Raw genomic sequence first — 15,124 nt, 5'->3', positions numbered from 1 at the left:
CACTTCTCATATCTAGTCGATACTCAGCCTGTAACCGATTCCGCGCACCGTCTGCAGCCAGACCGGGTTGGCCGGATCCTCCTCGATTTTGCGCCTGAGCCGGTTGATCTGCACGTCGATCGTCCGCTCGCCGACCTCGGTGTCGTTGCCGATCAGTTCGTGACGGGGGATGGTGTCACCGGCGCGGCGCGCAAAGAGCAGCATGATTTCCTGCTCGCGGTCGGTGAGCCGGATCACCTCGCTGGCTTTCTTAAGCTCCTTGCGGGTCAAGGAGAATGTGTAGGGTCCGAACATCACCTGTTCGATCTTCAGCCCCTCACCGCTGGCGTTGCGGCGCAGGATATTGTTGATGCGCAGCACGAGCTCGCGCGGATCGAAGGGTTTGGAAAGATAGTCATCGGCGCCGGCCTCGAGGCCTTCGATGCGGTTGCCGGATTCGGCCAGCGCCGTCAGCATGATGATCGGCACGTTTTTGATGGCACGAAGGCCGCGGGTGACATCAATGCCGGATTCGCCCGGCATCATCACATCCATGATGATGAGATCGAAATCGAGACCCGCCAGCTTCCGCTGCGCCTCGGCGCCGTCGGCCGCGACAGTGACGCGAAAACCGTTCTCCGCAAGATAACGATTAAGCAGCGCGCGGATGCGGGAATCATCATCGACCACGAGCAGATGCGCCGCATCGTCGGAAATACCTGTCTTGACCGCCATTCAATCCGCCTTCTTTCTGTCCCGCATGCCACTGAGGAAGGCCTTCACGCCCTCCCGAACCTGCGGCGAAGCTCCCTCGAATGCCCGTTCAATGCGGCGCGATTGCGGCTCTGCAAGGGCAAGCGCCAGCTCCCGCCCCGATTTCGTCGGATAAAGCTTGCGTTGCCGCCGATCCTCGGGACCGGCGACCTGGCGAATATAGCCGGATTCGATCAGCTGTTTCAGCACCCTTGCAAGACTCTGCTTGGTGATCTTCAGCGTGTCGAGAAGATCAGCTACCGTCATGCCGGGGTTGCGGTTGACGAAGTGCACGACGCGGTGGTGCGCCCGGCCGAAGCCGCTCTTTTCGAGGATGGCGTCGGGATCGGAAACGAAGTCGCGATAGGCGAAGAAGAACAGTTCGATGATCTCGAAATCGATACCCCCTGTATCTTCCATCGGCGTGGCCAACGGCTCCGGCTTGCCTGCTTTCGAACCGGTCTGTCGTGACACTCGGCATTTCCTTTCTCGTTCCGCACGCTGCGGGAACCTTCGCAAGATATGCCAGTATTGTTGGCATAATTTCAAATGGCTGCTAGCTTTGCCGAACTGCGCGGGAGCCCCGCCCCGTCTGTCGATTTACCTGGCATTTCTTGGAAACAAGGTCCGCCCGAAACCTCTCCCTCAATAAGCAATTCCCCTTGCGTCTGTGGATAAAACGTAATGGGGGCAATAATCAACAGACATGGCGCATGAAGCGTCGGAGGAGGTTTATGATGGTGAAGGGCATTCGGCTCGACACCCCGTCCCGATCCGCGCCCCGCCTCGAAGGCCGCCGATCTCTACATTATCTGCAAGATCTGCAAGCACGCCGCCGAAGCGAGGGCTACGCGGGCGCAATGATGCTCGATCATCGCGGCCAGGAAGTGACCCGGTTTCGAAAATTGGCCCTATCGCTTAACGACCTCGACGATCTCCAAACGCTGATCCATACCGAACCTTCGTTATATTAGGATTTTTTCATACCAAGGAGAGAAAAGCGTGAGAAGATCAACCGATGCGGGTTGAGGCGGACAGACATTGCCGGAACGAGGCGGCGCGACGCCGCCTCATTTCTCACTTTGCCGATGACGTCATTGATAGACGTAGACGATCCTGCGGGTACCCGGATCGACCAGAACGGGCCGGTCGTTGATCCTCGTATAGCGATACTCGTAATCTGGGATTGTCTGGAAAGTGACATCTGCAGGCACTTCCGCGCCGACGACGACATCGCCGCCGAGCCGCACCGTCTCAGCCGGGTTGGTCTCGATATAGGTCCGCACCGTCTCCGGCGGCGTGATTGTCTCGACAGCCCCGACCGGGCCGAGCAACTCGTCGCCAGGCGCCGGCTGCGGATCAGCGGGCACGACACTGGCGGTCGATTCATAGGTCACGACGGGAACACCGATCTCAGCGCGATGCTGTTCGACGATGACGGGGGTGCCGCCGCGATCGACCTGCAGATAATCGGCATAGACCCAGCCGCGTATGCCGTTGACGTCGACGCGGCACCAGCGGCTGCCTTCGATGCACCCGTCCAGCACCGCAGTCGAGCCGCGCGTGGCAAGACCGACCGCCGGATATTGCGGGCCGGGGCCGGAACGGACGTTGAGATCATTGACCGTTGTCGCGATCATCTCCGCCTGCGCAAGGCCACCGCTCGCCAGGAGCACGGCTCCAGCCAATAGAATGTTTCTTTTAAGGGTCATGTGAGCGTCTCCTTGGTTTCGATGGCCTGTCAACGCGCGGCGTTCGACGATGTTCCGTCGCGCCGTCCGCAGGGAAACGGCACTCATGAGGCGGCTCGTGCAAACGAATGAAAAAGCTGCATAAAAGCTAATTCTTCAGCTGATTGCAGCGATGGAAAGATCTATAAAATCTTGTTGCAGTCCGTCTTTTTGGCGTGAAACACAGCTGAGAAGGTGGAAAATTCCGGCTGCCCTCGCAGCGGTTTCGGACTATATCCTGAGCATCAGAGACACCACGCGAGGCACATATGGGCATGCTCCAGGCCGGCATCATTCCGGTGACACCCTTCCAGCAGAACTGCACGGTCTTCTTCGACCCCGATACCCAGGAAGGCGTGGTCGTCGATCCGGGCGGCGATGTGCCGCTCATTCTTCAGGCGATCGAGAAGAGCGGCCTGACCATTAAGGAAATCTGGCTGACGCATGGACATCTCGATCACGCCGGCGGCGCCAGTGAATTGAAGGAGGCCCTAGGCGTCGACATTGTCGGCCCGCATCAGGACGACCTGCCGCTCTTGCAGCGCATCGAGACCCAGGCGGCGAACTACGGCATAACGGGACTGCGCAACGTCCTGCCCGACCGCTGGCTGAACGACGGTGACAAGATCTCCTTCGGCGCCCACGAATTCGAGGTCTATCACGCCCCCGGGCATGCACCTGGCCACGTCATCTATTTCAACCGGGCGCAGAACTTCGCCCATCTCGGCGACGTGCTCTTCAACGGCTCGATCGGCCGCACCGACCTGCCCGGCGGCAATCATCAGCAGTTGTTGGATTCGATCCGCGACAAGGTCCTGCCGCTCGGCGACGACGTCGGTTTCATCTGCGGCCACGGCCCCGGCAGCCGCATCGGCGACGAGCGGCGAAGCAATCCGTTTCTGCAGGAAATCAAGCCGCGTTGAGCACCCGATGCAGACATATCAGGCACTCGAGAATGGTGTGAACGGACGCTCACATCAGGCTGCTGACGCAAACCGCGACGTCATCCTGGTCCTTGTGCCGAGGGTCTACGCATGTCAAATTAAGCCGCTGAAAATAAACGCTTTTCTGTCAGCGGTCAGGTGCTCGGCACAAGGCCGGGCATGACGGAGGAGAGTTTGTCGACCAACCAATAGAGCCTGCGCTCACATCATCTTCCTGCCGTTCGGCACCGGCTGCTCGACCGCTGCAAGAACGATAGCGCCATTCTCGTCCTCGAATCCCAGCGTCAGCACCTCCGAGCGAACCGGCCCGATCTGCCGTGGCGGGAAATTGACGACGCCGAGCACCTGCCGGCCGATCAAGCTTTCCGGCGTATAGTGCACGGTGATCTGCGCCGAGGATTTCTTGACGCCGATCTCGGGGCCGAAATCGATGACCAGCTTGTATGCCGGCTTGCGCGCTTCCGGAAAGGGACTGGCCTCGATGACCGTGCCGACGCGGATGTCGACACGCTCGAAATCGGCGTAGGTGATCTCTTCGGCCATGCGGATCTCCCTCAGCCGGCCAGTTCCTCGGCCCGCTTGCGCGCCGCCGCCAGGGCAGCGTCGAACAGAGGCTGCATGCCGTCGTCAGCCATGAGAACGGCAAGCGCTGCCGCCGTCGTGCCGCCGGGAGAAGTCACGTTCTGCCGCAACCGCGAAGCTTCGTCGGGGGACTGGTGCAAAAGCTCACCAGCCCCCGCGACAGTTTCCCGCGCAAGACGCATGGCGAGGTCCGCCTGCAGGCCGAGTTTACGGCCTGCTTCTGCCATACATTCCACGAGATAAAAGACATAGGCCGGACCGCTGCCCGAAAGCGCGGTCACGGCATCGATATCGGCCTCCTCAGGCACCCATTCGACCGGCCCCGAAACCTTCAAAAGCGCATGGACGCGCTCGCGCTGCCGATCGCTGACCGCCGCATTGGCGAAGGCGCCGGTGACGCCGCGTCCGACCATGGCTGGCGTATTCGGCATGGCGCGCACCATGGCGGCTTGGCCCAGATGTTTTTCGAGAAAACCGAGTGTCTTGCCGGCGGCGACCGAGACGACGACCGTTTCCGGTCCGACAGCGCTCTTCAACGCTGGCAGCACCGTCTCCATCACCTGCGGCTTGACCGCAAGGAACAGCACTCCCGCCTTCAACTTTGCCGGCAGAGCAGTGAGATGCGTCGCTCCCGCATCGCCGATCGTCGCCAGCATTGCCTGCGTCGGGCCGGGATCGACGACGACGACGGCAGAGCCCGGAACGCCGCTTTTCAGCCAGCCGGAGAGCATCGCTCCGCCCATGTTTCCGGCGCCGATCAACACCACGGGATTTTTAGAGGAGAAGGCGCTTGCCGGCATTTTTATGCCTCGCCGACCGTTTCGAACAGCACCGCTTCCATCGCTTTCGTCGCGTCCATGCCGGACCAGACGACGAACTGGAATGCCTGGAAATAGGCCTCGCAGGTATCGAGCGCGCTGGAAAGCAGCACCTCTACCTGACGGTTGGTCGGCTCCGCGCCGCCGGCAAGCAGCAGCGACTGGCGGAAGATGACGACATCTTCCTGGCGCCAGAGGTCGAAATGCCCCATCAACACTTGCCCATTGATCGCCGAGAGTAGCTTGACCACCTCATTGACCCTGATGTCGGGCACCTTGATGTCGAAGGCGCAGCCGAGATGCAACGCCTCGAATTCCTCCATCCAGGAGAAGGAGATATGGTAGTCCGCCCAGCGGCCTTCGACCGTCATCGCGATCTCGTCCTCGCCGGACCGTTCGAACGACCAGTCATTGTTGGAGGCCACGTACTCGATCATATCGACCGGGTTCGACTGACGCTCGACTTCCAATTCCATCAGGTTCATGCAGCACCTTCTTGACCGGAACGAATGCGACCTAACTTGGTACTCAGACACAAGAAAGACACACGCAAATACCGGAACCACCACTCGGATGATCGTTGAACCGCTGCCAGACTTAACGCAGATAACCTGCCCGGAGCTTACCAAGTCGCTTCGAATCATCATTTAAAATCAGTGTATAATGACCCTTGCCACCTGCCAGCCCCCAGAAGGGAAAATAGGGCAGACCTGCTGTGGAAAGCACTTCGAAACTCAATTCAGAAGGGAGATTAAACGACTCTGCACATTGGCTTTTTTGGCAGTGTCCACAGGTGGAAAACTCACCTGAATTTTTTGTGACGACGCGGCATGGGCAATGAGACCATGCCGCGTCTCGCGTCATATCGGACTTTAGTGGCCTTCGCCGGTGAGCTTTGCTTCGAGCACGGCGATGCGGGCCGCAAGCGCCTCGTTCTCGTCACGCGCCTTGATCGCCATCTCGCGCACGGCCTCGAATTCCTCGCGCTTGACGACGTCCATGCTGTTCAGCCAACGCTCGGCCTGGGCGTTGAAAGCGGTCTCGATCTCCTTGCGGACGCCTTGGGCGGCGCCGGCCGCATCGGTCATTAGCTTGGCGAACTCGTCCATGATGCGGTTCGTTCCGGTCGTCATGGCGTTTTTCTCCCTTCACGTAGGTGAATTCAGCCCTTCAGGGCCTCGCAGATTGAGGTAGGGCTTCGCCACCCCCGATGCAAGCGCTTTGCGCGGGATAGCCTTGTCCGGACGCAGGTAACGGACGAGCGATCACGAACAATGCACTTGACCGTCCGGGATCGCGGCGGCATGTTCCGCCGACCTCAACGGATGGGAAAACCTTGCCGACAGCAGCCAATCTCCTTGCCATCATGCCTTTCCCTGACATCGATCCGATCGCTTTTTCGCTCGGTCCGTTGGCGATTCACTGGTACGGTCTGGCTTACGTCGCCGGCATCCTGCTCGGCTGGGCCTATGCGCGCCGCCTCGCCGCCAATGACAGTCTCTGGCCGGGCAATACATCGCCGATAACGAAGACGCAGGTCGACGATTTCATCGTCTGGGCAGCCCTCGGCGTCGTCCTCGGTGGCCGTCTCGGTTATATCTTCTTCTATGACCTCTCTGCCGTCCTGCGCGATCCCATCCGCGCGGTCCAGATCTGGAACGGCGGCATGTCCTTCCACGGCGGCCTGACCGGCACGACGATCGCCATGATCATCTTTGCCCGCCGCCATGCCATCCCGATCTGGAGCCTGTTCGACATCGTCGCCGCCGTCGTTCCCTTCGGCCTGTTCTTCGGCCGCATCGCCAATTTCATCAATGGCGAGCTCTGGGGCCGGTTGACCGACGTGCCCTGGGCCGTGGTCTTCCCGACCGGCGGTCCCTTCGCCCGCCATCCGAGCCAACTCTACGAGGCCGGCCTCGAAGGCATCGTCCTGCTGCTGGTGCTGGCCGCCCTCGTCTACGGCATGCGCGCATTGAAAAGCCCCGGCTTCATCACCGGCGTTTTCGTCTGCGGTTATGCGCTGTCGCGCATCTTCGTCGAGTTCTTCCGCGAGCCGGACGCCCAGCTCGGCTATCTCCTCGGCACCAACTGGCTTACCATGGGGATGGTCCTCTCCTCTCCGATGATCCTGCTCGGCCTCTGGGCGATCCTCAGAGCCCGCCGCCAGGCTGCGCCGCAGCTCTGACAAAGGCAGGAGGCGCGACATGACCACCGCTTTAGGCGAAAAGATCAAGGCAATCATCCAGGCCAACGGCCCTATCAGCGTCACCGACTATTTCTCGCTCTGCCTCGCCGACCCCGAGCACGGCTATTACCGCACCCGCGAGCCCTTCGGCCGCGCAGGCGATTTCGTCACCGCGCCCGAAGTCAGCCAGATATTCGGCGAGATGATCGGCGTCTTCATCGTCCATGCCTGGCAGCGCCACGGCACCCCAGCCAGCGTCCGCCTGGTCGAGATCGGTCCGGGCCGCGGCACGATGATGGCGGACATGCTGCGTGTCATCGCACGCATCGCACCGCCGCTTTTCGATACGATGAGCGTGCATCTCGTCGAAACCAGCGAGCGCCTGCGCGACGTCCAGAGTCAGACACTCGAGTCCTTTGGCGAAAAGACCGCCTGGCACGACGGCTTCGACGAGGTGCCGTCGGGCTTTACCCTCATTGCCGCCAATGAGTTGTTCGACGCGATTCCGATCCGCCAGTTCATCCGCACCCAGACCGGTTTTCGCGAGCGAATGGTCGGGCTCGATGCCAACGGCGAGCTGACCTTCGCCGCCGGCGTCGCTGGCCTTGATCCGGCGCTGCTGCCCGAACTGGTGCAGAACCTGCCGCTCGGCACGCTCTTCGAGATCTCGCCCGCCCGCCAAGCCGTGATGATGGCGATCTGCGAGCGGCTGCTTGCCTTCGGCGGCACGGCGCTCGCGATCGACTACGGCCACCTCGTCACCGGTTTTGGCGACACGCTGCAGGCCGTGCGCATGCATGAATTCGACCCGCCGCTCGCGCATCCCGGCGAAGCCGACTTGACGAGCCATGTCGATTTCCAGCAGCTCGCCGAAACGGCGCTCGCAGCCGGACTTCATCTGAACGGTGCCCTGCACCAGGGCGATTTCCTGACCGGCCTCGGCATCCTCGAGCGCGCCGCCGCCCTCGGAAAAGACCGCGAGCCGCAGACACAGCAGGTCATACAGACGGCGGTCGACAGGCTTGCCGGCGCTGGTGAAGGCCGGATGGGCGAACTCTTCAAGGTCATCGCGGTCTCCCACCCCGCCGTCGATCTCATGCCCTTTCGTCCGGTGGATTGACAGGGCGCACGCGGCTGGGCCAACATTCCCCGCGAAGCAAAAACTTGACGCGCGCCGCCGGTGCGATGCGCGCGGGATGATACAACCCCTTTGAAAACCCCGGAATCACAGATGCAGGACGCGGCCTCTCCCGCACCGATCGAAAGCGCGCTGCTGAACGAAGCGACGGGCGGCACCATCCGCCACGGTTATTTCACCCGGGCCGGCGGCGTTTCCGAAGGGATTTATCGCGGCCTGAATGTTGGCCTCGGCTCCGGCGACGAGCGCGGCAATGTCATCGAAAACCGCCGCCGTGTCGCCGCCTGGTTCGATCTGCCGCTCGAGCGGCTGGCAACCGTTCATCAGGTGCATTCGCCCGACGTGGTAGCGATCGGCGCCGATTACGACGGCGCCCGCCCCGATGCGGATGCGATGGTGACTGCGGTTCCTGGCATTGCGCTTGGCGTGCTGGCCGCCGATTGCGGCCCGATCCTCTTTGCCGACCCCGAAAGTCGCGTCATCGGCGCCGCCCATGCCGGCTGGAAGGGGGCGCTGACCGGCGTGCTCGAAAACACCATCGCCGCCATGGAAGCGCTGGGCGCCAGCCGCGACAGCATCGTCGCCTGCCTCGGCCCCTCGATCAGTCAAGCAAGTTACGAGGTCGGACCGGAATTCGTCGATCGCTTCGTCAGCGAAAATCCCCGCTACGAACGCTTTTTCAGGCCCTCCGCAACGCCCGGCCACGCGATGTTCGATCTGCCGGCGCTGACGCTCGACAGACTGATCCGGACCGGCGTGCGCGCCGAAAGCCTCGGCCTCTGCACCTATCCCGATAGCGAACGCTTCTTTTCCTATCGGCGGACGACACATCGTAAAGAGCCGGATTACGGCCGCCAGATTTCAGCGATATCAATCAGGGAGACTTGAGCAGAATGGCATTGCACTTCGAAAAGGCCGAGTTCGCTAGCCGGCTTGCGCGTCTCACCGAGAAGATGAAGGAAGAAAAGCTCGACGCCCTGCTGCTCTTCGCTCAGGAAAGCATGTACTGGCTGACCGGCTACGACACTTTCGGCTACTGCTTCTTCCAGACGCTGATCGTCAAGAGCGACGGCACCATGGCGCTGATCACCCGCTCGGCCGATCTTCGCCAGGCCAAGCACACCTCGATTCTCGACGACGTCCATATCTGGGTCGACAGGGTCAATGCCGATCCGACGCTCGACCTGAAGAACCTCATGGTCGAGATGGACCTGCTCGGCGCACGCATCGGCGTCGAGTATGATACGCACGGCATGACCGGCCGCGTCGCTCGCCTGCTCGACGCGCAATTGACCACCTTCGGCCAGATCGTCGACGCCTCCTACCTCGTCAGCCGCCTGCGCCTCGTCAAGAGCCCGACAGAGGTTGCCTATGTCGAACGTGCCGCCGATCTCGCCGACGACGCCCTCGACGCCGCAATCCGGCTGACGAAACCGGGCGCCGACGAGGCCGAGATCCTCGCCGCCATGCAGGGTGCGGTCTTTTCCGGCGGCGGCGACTATCCCGCCAACGAGTTCATCATCGGCTCCGGCGCCGATGCCCTGCTCTGCCGCTACAAGGCCGGCCGCCGCAAGCTTGACGCCAACGACCAGCTGACGCTGGAATGGGCCGGCACTTACGCGCATTATCACGCCGCCATGATGCGCACGATCGTCATCGGCGAGCCGATGCAACGCCACCGTGAGCTCTACAATGCCTGCCGCGAAACCATCGAGGCGATAGAGACCGTGCTGAAGCCCGGTCACACCTTCGGCGACGTGTTCGACATGCATGCCAGGATCATGGACGAGCGCGGCCTTGCCCGCCACCGGCTGAATGCCTGCGGTTATTCGCTCGGCGCCCGCTTCTCGCCCTCCTGGATGGAGCACCAGATGTTCCATGTCGGCAATCCGCAGCCGATCGAGCCGAACATGTCGCTCTTCGTGCACATGATCATTGCCGATTCCGACACGGGCACGGCGATGACGCTCGGACAGACCTATCTGACGACAGCGGACGCGCCGCATGCACTTTCCCGTCATTCGCTCGATTTCATCGGTCTTTGAAGACCGGGATTGACCGGTGAGAATCCGGAATTGACAGAGGGCCGCCCCCGCCCCCATAAATCCGGGTGGGCTGATACGATTGTGGGAAGGACGGATCACGGGATGACGCGAGCTGCGACTGTGCCCACGCTGCTGTTCGTCATGGCTCTGCTGACCGCCTGCAACACCACCGACGCGCTGACGCCGCAAGTCGGCATCGGCGATTCCTCCGGGGCCCCGCCGTCAAGCCCAGTGACGCAAGGCGAGGCAGAACGTCTGGCGGGCGCCCGCCAGCCGGTTTTCGCCGGAAGCGCGCAGCCGAGTGGCTATCATCCGGCCTATGATCAATCGCAGAGAACCTATCGGCCCGGCAGCGGTGCCCCGCCGACCACCATGCAGGAGCAGGCAGACGCCCTGTCGAGGAACGCCTCCTCGCCCGCCGCCTCCGCCCCGATCGAGGGACAGGCGCTGCCGCCGGCTACCGCCGGCGCTGGGTCTCCGACACAATCCGGCCAGCGGCCCGACACGCAGCAGCCGCAGCAGACCGCCGCCCTCACCCCCGGCGCCTCTTCTGCACGCGGTAACACGGTGCGCTTCCTGCCGATCATCGGGGCGCCGGTGCAGGCCGTGACTCCGCTCTCGCGCCAGCTCGGCGCCGAGGCGCGCGCACACGGCCTTTCCATCAAGAGCTCGAACGACACGAGCAGCGATTACATCCTCAAGGGTTATCTCTCTGCCTTCAGCGACGACGGCAAGGTAACCGTGGTCTATGTCTGGGATGTTCTCGACAGCGGCGGCGCCCGCATGCACCGCATCCAGGGGCAGGAAAGCGTACCGACGGCCGCAGCCGATCCCTGGACGGGGGTTCCGGCTTCAGTGATGCAGCAGATCGCATCAAAAACCATCGGGGAATTCACCTCCTGGCGCCAAACTCGGGGCGGTTAGTCACAAACTTTTTGCAAATATGAAACTCTGTGGCGCCTTTGCCCTTGCATTCACGGGGAAGCTGACTAAAAAGCGCGGCTATCAGCGCATAACAGGCGGACCAACATGAAGGTTTTCGCAGGCAATTCGAACCGGCAACTCGCCGAAGCGATCTGCAACTATCTCAACGTTCCCTTGGGGAGAGCCAGTGTCCGAAGGTTTGCCGATCAGGAAATCTTCGTCGAAATCCAGGAAAATGTGCGCGGTGAGGACGTTTTCCTCGTCCAGCCTACATCCTTTCCTGCCAATGACCATCTGATGGAACTGCTGATCATGATCGACGCGATGCGTCGTTCATCGGCCCGCCGCATCACTGCCGTGCTTCCTTATTTCGGTTATGCCCGCCAGGACCGGCGCGCTTCCGGCCGCACGCCGATCTCCGCCAAGCTGGTGGCAAATCTCATCACCGAAGCTGGGGCCGACCGCGTCATGACGCTCGACCTCCACGCGGGTCAGATCCAGGGCTTCTTCGACATACCCACAGACAACCTTTTCGCCCTGCCCGTGCTGACGCGCGACATCAAGAGCCACTATGACCTCAGCAACGTCATGGTCGTCTCGCCTGATGTCGGTGGCGTCGTGCGTGCCCGCGCGCTAGCCAAGCGCCTGGACTGTCTGCTTGCCATCGTCGACAAGCGTCGCGATCGACCTGGTGATTCCGAAGTCATGAACATCATCGGCGACGTTACCGGCAAGGACTGTCTGCTGATCGACGACATCGTCGATTCCGGCGGCACGCTCTGCAACGCCGCCGATGCGATGCTGGCCAAGGGCGCATCGAGCGTCACCGCCTATATTACTCACGGTGTTCTCTCCGGCGGCGCGGTCACCCGCGTCACCTCCTCTAAACTGCGCGAACTCGTGATCACGGATTCGATCCAGCCGACCACAGCGGTCCTTTCTGCGCACAATATCCGCATCGTCACCACGGCCCCGCTGATCGGCGAAGCGATCAGCCGGACGAGCCAGGAAGAGTCCGTCTCCAGCCTCTTCGATTAAAATGAGCCGGCATTCGACCGGCTCTTTCAATTTCCGCATTAGATGAACCAGTACCATCGGGCATACCGGCGAGGCGCATCATGGTTGGCCCTCAATTGGTCGCTAACCCGCGCTCCTGGAGCCGGAATAAGCCGTCGTGCCGAACATTGGTCTCGCTGACGCAGCGTGACGTCAGACGCAAAGAGGCCGGCACAAGGCCGGCCTCTTTCATTTCTGATTCCAATTGAAACCACTCAGGGCTGCTGCGGCGGCGCAGGCTCCGCCTCCTGACCTTGATCCGATTCCTGGTCCGGCTCCAGCCCCTGATCCTCCGGACCGTCCGGTCCCTTGATCTGCTGGCCATTGACCGCCACGGAACCATCGCGGCTGACGCTGATATCCCAGCGCGAACGGCCGTCGGGATCGGTCTTGGCGAAGCCCTTCACCATCATGATGCCGAAGGAGACCTGGTTGAGATCGGGATCAGTCTTGGCAAGCTCCTGAACCGCCGCGATCGTCTTGTCGAGATCGCGGGCAAGGATCGTCGCCTCCATCGAATAGTCCTTTTCGGTGTCGACCCGGCCTTCGATCTTGCCCGTCATATCGAAGTCATAGACCGCGGATTTGGCGCTGATCCTGGGGAACTCGACGGCAAGCCGGCCGTCGCGGAAGAGCTTCTTCGCCATCTCCTCGCCGGTCTTTTCTGGCGCTTCAGCGTTGAAATCCACCGCCATGACGGCGTCACCGAAGCTTGCGAAATCCAGGTTCGGAACTGCGAGCTGAAAATCGAAGTTGGTCGGCATGAAGCTCGCGTAGTTTGCCGGCATTAGCGGCGTGTCGAGGCTGATCTCCTGCGCGTTCATGCCGAAGCCGAAACGCATGGCGTCGCTCGGCCCGTCGATCGCGAGGTTATAGCCGAATGCCTTGGCGCCGCCCTTACCCATCTCGCTGCCGATCGTGAGATCGTTGACCGCAATCGTCTCGCTGAACAAAGTCAGCAGCGGGAAGGCGTCCTTTGCTATTGCCTTTATCTTGTCGCTGTTTTCAGGACTCAATTCCTTCTCGTCGAGATGGTCGAGCACGAAGAAAACCATCTCCCGAATCTGCTTGGCCGGAAGGCCATTCACCTTGGCATCGACGTTGATCGAGCCGGCACGAATTTCGATGGGTGGCATCTGCAAGCCGGAAACCTGCTCGACGAAGCCGGACATCGAGGCGCTGCCGACAAAATCGATACGTCCATTGCCGCCTGCGCTGTCCGTCGAACTCAGCTTCTGGTCCATGCCGGCGATGCTGGCATGAACTTCCTCGGTTTCGGACTTGCTGGCGATCTTGACATCCTTGACCGCGAAGGTGCCGGAGCGCAGATAGCTGATTGCGGGGTCGAAAACACCGCTATACACCATCGAAGCGATGGAATAGGTGAAATCCGTCTTTTTCTGATCCGGATCTTTGAAATGGCCGGAGACGTTGAAACTGTCGTTGCCTTCGATGTTCCAAAGCCCGTTGTCGAGCGGCGTGGCGAAAGTCGAGAACGGGGTCAGCCCGTTGATCGTGAAGGTCGCCGGATCGACTTTCGTGAGCAGCTTCGCCAGATCGTAGATGATCTCGTAGCGTGTGCCGGCCGGATTGACGGTGATAAAGCCGCTCTTCGCTAGATCATCGGGAAGCAGCTTGGTCAGAGTCTCCTTGACCGCATTGGCGCCGTCCTGGTTGATCTCCGCGCTTTCGGCCGCAGTAAAAAGGCAAAGGGCAAGCATGCTCGTTGCCGTGACAAGTTTAAGACGCATAGTCTGGTTTCTCCTCAGCCGCTTTTTGATTGCGGCCATCCAAAGATGCGAAGCGCGCCGATGTCAAGCCAAGTGGCGGCAGGCACTGACAAATTTGCTTTCGAACAGGCGCAGATCGCGACTGATTTAAGGGGATTCGCATTGAGACCGGAGGGCGGATGCGATCTCGGAAGGTTGCCAGGACTCGACAATTGAGCGCCGGGGCGAAAGCCCTGTATATCACCTAAAAACCGCAGCAATCGGCAACTTGCGTTTCCGAGCGACTTATAATATAGGCCACCGGTCCGCGTAGACACCCTTGGAGGCAACGCGGATGAGGATGGGGAAACCCGCCTCCAGTTCGCTGGCACAAGGCTTCTGGCCGCCGCCGAACTCTCCAAATAACCTCGAAAGGAATAGCCATGAGCCAGGAAACTTACGAGCTCAAGGCCGAGGCGCGCGAACGGGTTGGTAAGGGGTCCGCCCGTGAACTTCGCCGCAACGGTTTGATTCCCGCTGTCATCTATGGTGACAAGCAGGCCCCCATTGCCATCGCTCTCAACACCAATGAGGTGACGAAGCGCATTCACGCCGGTGGCTTCATGACCACCGTGGCAACGATCGAAGTCGACGGCAGGAAGTACAAGGTTCTGCCGAAGGACTACCAGCTCGACCCGGTTCGTGATTTCACGATGCATGTCGATTTCCTGCGCGTCTCCGCTAACACCCAGGTGAGCGTCGAAATCCCGGTTCACTTCACCAATGAAGCGAAGTCCCCGGGCCTCAAGGTCGGCGGCGTTTTGAACATCGTCCGCCATCAAGTTGAAGTTCACTGCCCGGCCGACGCGATCCCGGAATTCTTCGACATTGACCTTAGCGGCAAGAAGATCGGCGACAGCATCCATATTTCGGAAGTCACCCTGCCGAAGGGCGTGACCCCGGTCATCGACCGCGACTTCACGATCGCGACCATCGTCGCTCCTGCTGCCGGTGTCGACGAGAGCGCCGCCGAGGCTGAAGGCGAAGCCGAAGCCTGATCGCTTCGACCAATTGTAAAGCATATGGCCCGTCTTCCCCTGAACTGGCCCCCGAAGGTTGTCGTCCAACTTTCGGGGCAGTTCACTGGGGAAGGCGGGCTTTTCGTTGAACGCCAAGCCTCCGTTTCAGCAACATTTAACATATTCGTGAAAGCATGTGCCGTCAGCTGCGAAGAAGCCGGCCTGAACGCGTGACAGCAAAT

General features: G+C 61.1%; 17 protein-coding genes. 9 read left to right on the top strand and 8 right to left on the bottom strand.

Annotated features, from left to right (window positions below; all coding sequences use genetic code 11):
• Window positions 1-12 precede the first annotated feature (12 nt).
• Both GA0061105_RS05270 and GA0061105_RS05265 read right to left on the bottom strand, forming a co-directional pair.
• Window positions 13-714 carry a response regulator gene (locus tag GA0061105_RS05270; RefSeq protein ID WP_064695876.1) on the bottom strand — a complete coding sequence of 234 codons (702 nt, stop codon included), beginning with the start codon at window positions 712-714 and terminating at the stop codon, window positions 13-15.
• Window positions 715-1,206 (bottom strand): MarR family winged helix-turn-helix transcriptional regulator, encoded by a 492-nt coding sequence (locus GA0061105_RS05265; protein WP_092748553.1) that lies wholly within the window; start codon window positions 1,204-1,206, stop codon window positions 715-717. It abuts the gene before it with no gap.
• A 263-nt stretch (window positions 1,207-1,469) separates the two neighbouring features.
• Here GA0061105_RS05265 and GA0061105_RS33255 point away from each other — a divergent pair, with 263 nt between their 5' ends.
• The gene (locus tag GA0061105_RS33255) at window positions 1,470-1,706 is read left to right on the top strand and encodes a hypothetical protein (RefSeq protein WP_245304218.1); all 237 of its coding nucleotides are present in this window, start codon (window positions 1,470-1,472) and stop codon (window positions 1,704-1,706) included.
• A gap of 120 nt (window positions 1,707-1,826) precedes the next feature.
• Here GA0061105_RS33255 and GA0061105_RS05255 read toward each other — a convergent pair whose 3' ends face one another.
• Complete coding sequence (locus GA0061105_RS05255) at window positions 1,827-2,444, bottom strand: DUF1236 domain-containing protein (RefSeq protein WP_092748549.1); 618 nt, start codon at window positions 2,442-2,444, stop codon at window positions 1,827-1,829.
• Window positions 2,445-2,731: 287 nt separating this feature from the next.
• Between GA0061105_RS05255 and GA0061105_RS05250 the strand changes: the two genes are divergently transcribed.
• Window positions 2,732-3,385, top strand: a complete 654-nt coding sequence (locus GA0061105_RS05250) for an MBL fold metallo-hydrolase (RefSeq protein WP_092748547.1) — start codon at window positions 2,732-2,734, stop codon at window positions 3,383-3,385.
• A gap of 222 nt (window positions 3,386-3,607) precedes the next feature.
• Here GA0061105_RS05250 and GA0061105_RS05245 read toward each other — a convergent pair whose 3' ends face one another.
• From GA0061105_RS05245 to GA0061105_RS05230, 4 genes are all read right to left on the bottom strand, one after another.
• A complete protein-coding gene (locus tag GA0061105_RS05245; protein ID WP_064695872.1) occupies window positions 3,608-3,949 on the bottom strand; it encodes a tRNA-binding protein in 342 nt (113 codons plus the stop codon).
• Window positions 3,950-3,960: 11 nt separating this feature from the next.
• Window positions 3,961-4,788, bottom strand: coding sequence for a pyrroline-5-carboxylate reductase (gene proC, locus GA0061105_RS05240; protein ID WP_064695871.1), 828 nt, complete (start codon window positions 4,786-4,788; stop codon window positions 3,961-3,963).
• A 2-nt stretch (window positions 4,789-4,790) separates the two neighbouring features.
• Entirely contained in the window at window positions 4,791-5,291 is a 501-nt protein-coding gene (locus tag GA0061105_RS05235) for a type III secretion system chaperone family protein (protein ID WP_064695870.1), read from the bottom strand.
• A 387-nt stretch (window positions 5,292-5,678) separates the two neighbouring features.
• Window positions 5,679-5,939 (bottom strand): accessory factor UbiK family protein, encoded by a 261-nt coding sequence (locus tag GA0061105_RS05230; RefSeq protein ID WP_064695869.1) that lies wholly within the window; start codon window positions 5,937-5,939, stop codon window positions 5,679-5,681.
• Window positions 5,940-6,142: 203 nt separating this feature from the next.
• On the opposite strand from GA0061105_RS05230, the gene lgt reads away from it, so the two are divergent.
• The 6 genes from lgt (at window position 6,143) to GA0061105_RS05200 (ending at window position 12,136) form a co-directional block, all read left to right on the top strand.
• On the top strand, window positions 6,143-6,991 hold the full coding sequence (lgt, locus tag GA0061105_RS05225) for a prolipoprotein diacylglyceryl transferase (RefSeq protein WP_092748545.1): 849 nt from the start codon (window positions 6,143-6,145) through the stop codon (window positions 6,989-6,991).
• 19 nt (window positions 6,992-7,010) lie between these two features.
• A complete protein-coding gene (locus GA0061105_RS05220; protein WP_092748543.1) occupies window positions 7,011-8,111 on the top strand; it encodes a class I SAM-dependent methyltransferase in 1,101 nt (366 codons plus the stop codon).
• A 111-nt stretch (window positions 8,112-8,222) separates the two neighbouring features.
• Window positions 8,223-9,017: a peptidoglycan editing factor PgeF gene (gene pgeF / locus GA0061105_RS05215; protein WP_092748541.1), complete on the top strand. Its 795-nt coding sequence runs from the start codon at window positions 8,223-8,225 to the stop codon at window positions 9,015-9,017.
• Window positions 9,018-9,022: 5 nt separating this feature from the next.
• On the top strand, window positions 9,023-10,174 hold the full coding sequence (locus GA0061105_RS05210) for a M24 family metallopeptidase (RefSeq protein ID WP_092748539.1): 1,152 nt from the start codon (window positions 9,023-9,025) through the stop codon (window positions 10,172-10,174).
• 102 nt (window positions 10,175-10,276) lie between these two features.
• Window positions 10,277-11,098, top strand: a complete 822-nt coding sequence (locus GA0061105_RS05205; protein WP_092748537.1) for a hypothetical protein — start codon at window positions 10,277-10,279, stop codon at window positions 11,096-11,098.
• 105 nt (window positions 11,099-11,203) lie between these two features.
• The gene (locus tag GA0061105_RS05200; protein ID WP_064695863.1) at window positions 11,204-12,136 is read left to right on the top strand and encodes a ribose-phosphate pyrophosphokinase; all 933 of its coding nucleotides are present in this window, start codon (window positions 11,204-11,206) and stop codon (window positions 12,134-12,136) included.
• A gap of 233 nt (window positions 12,137-12,369) precedes the next feature.
• Here the strand turns inward: GA0061105_RS05200 and GA0061105_RS05195 are convergent, their stop codons facing one another.
• On the bottom strand, window positions 12,370-13,905 hold the full coding sequence (locus tag GA0061105_RS05195; RefSeq protein WP_092748535.1) for a hypothetical protein: 1,536 nt from the start codon (window positions 13,903-13,905) through the stop codon (window positions 12,370-12,372).
• Window positions 13,906-14,306: 401 nt separating this feature from the next.
• On the opposite strand from GA0061105_RS05195, the gene GA0061105_RS05190 reads away from it, so the two are divergent.
• Window positions 14,307-14,921 (top strand): 50S ribosomal protein L25/general stress protein Ctc, encoded by a 615-nt coding sequence (locus GA0061105_RS05190; protein ID WP_092748533.1) that lies wholly within the window; start codon window positions 14,307-14,309, stop codon window positions 14,919-14,921.
• The last annotated feature ends 203 nt before the right edge of the window (window positions 14,922-15,124 follow it).

The organism is Rhizobium aethiopicum, assembly GCF_900094625.1.
Taxonomy (GTDB): domain Bacteria; phylum Pseudomonadota; class Alphaproteobacteria; order Rhizobiales; family Rhizobiaceae; genus Rhizobium; species Rhizobium aethiopicum.
Note: the sequence above shows the minus strand (reverse complement) of the source record. Positions and strands in the feature narration are given on the sequence as shown.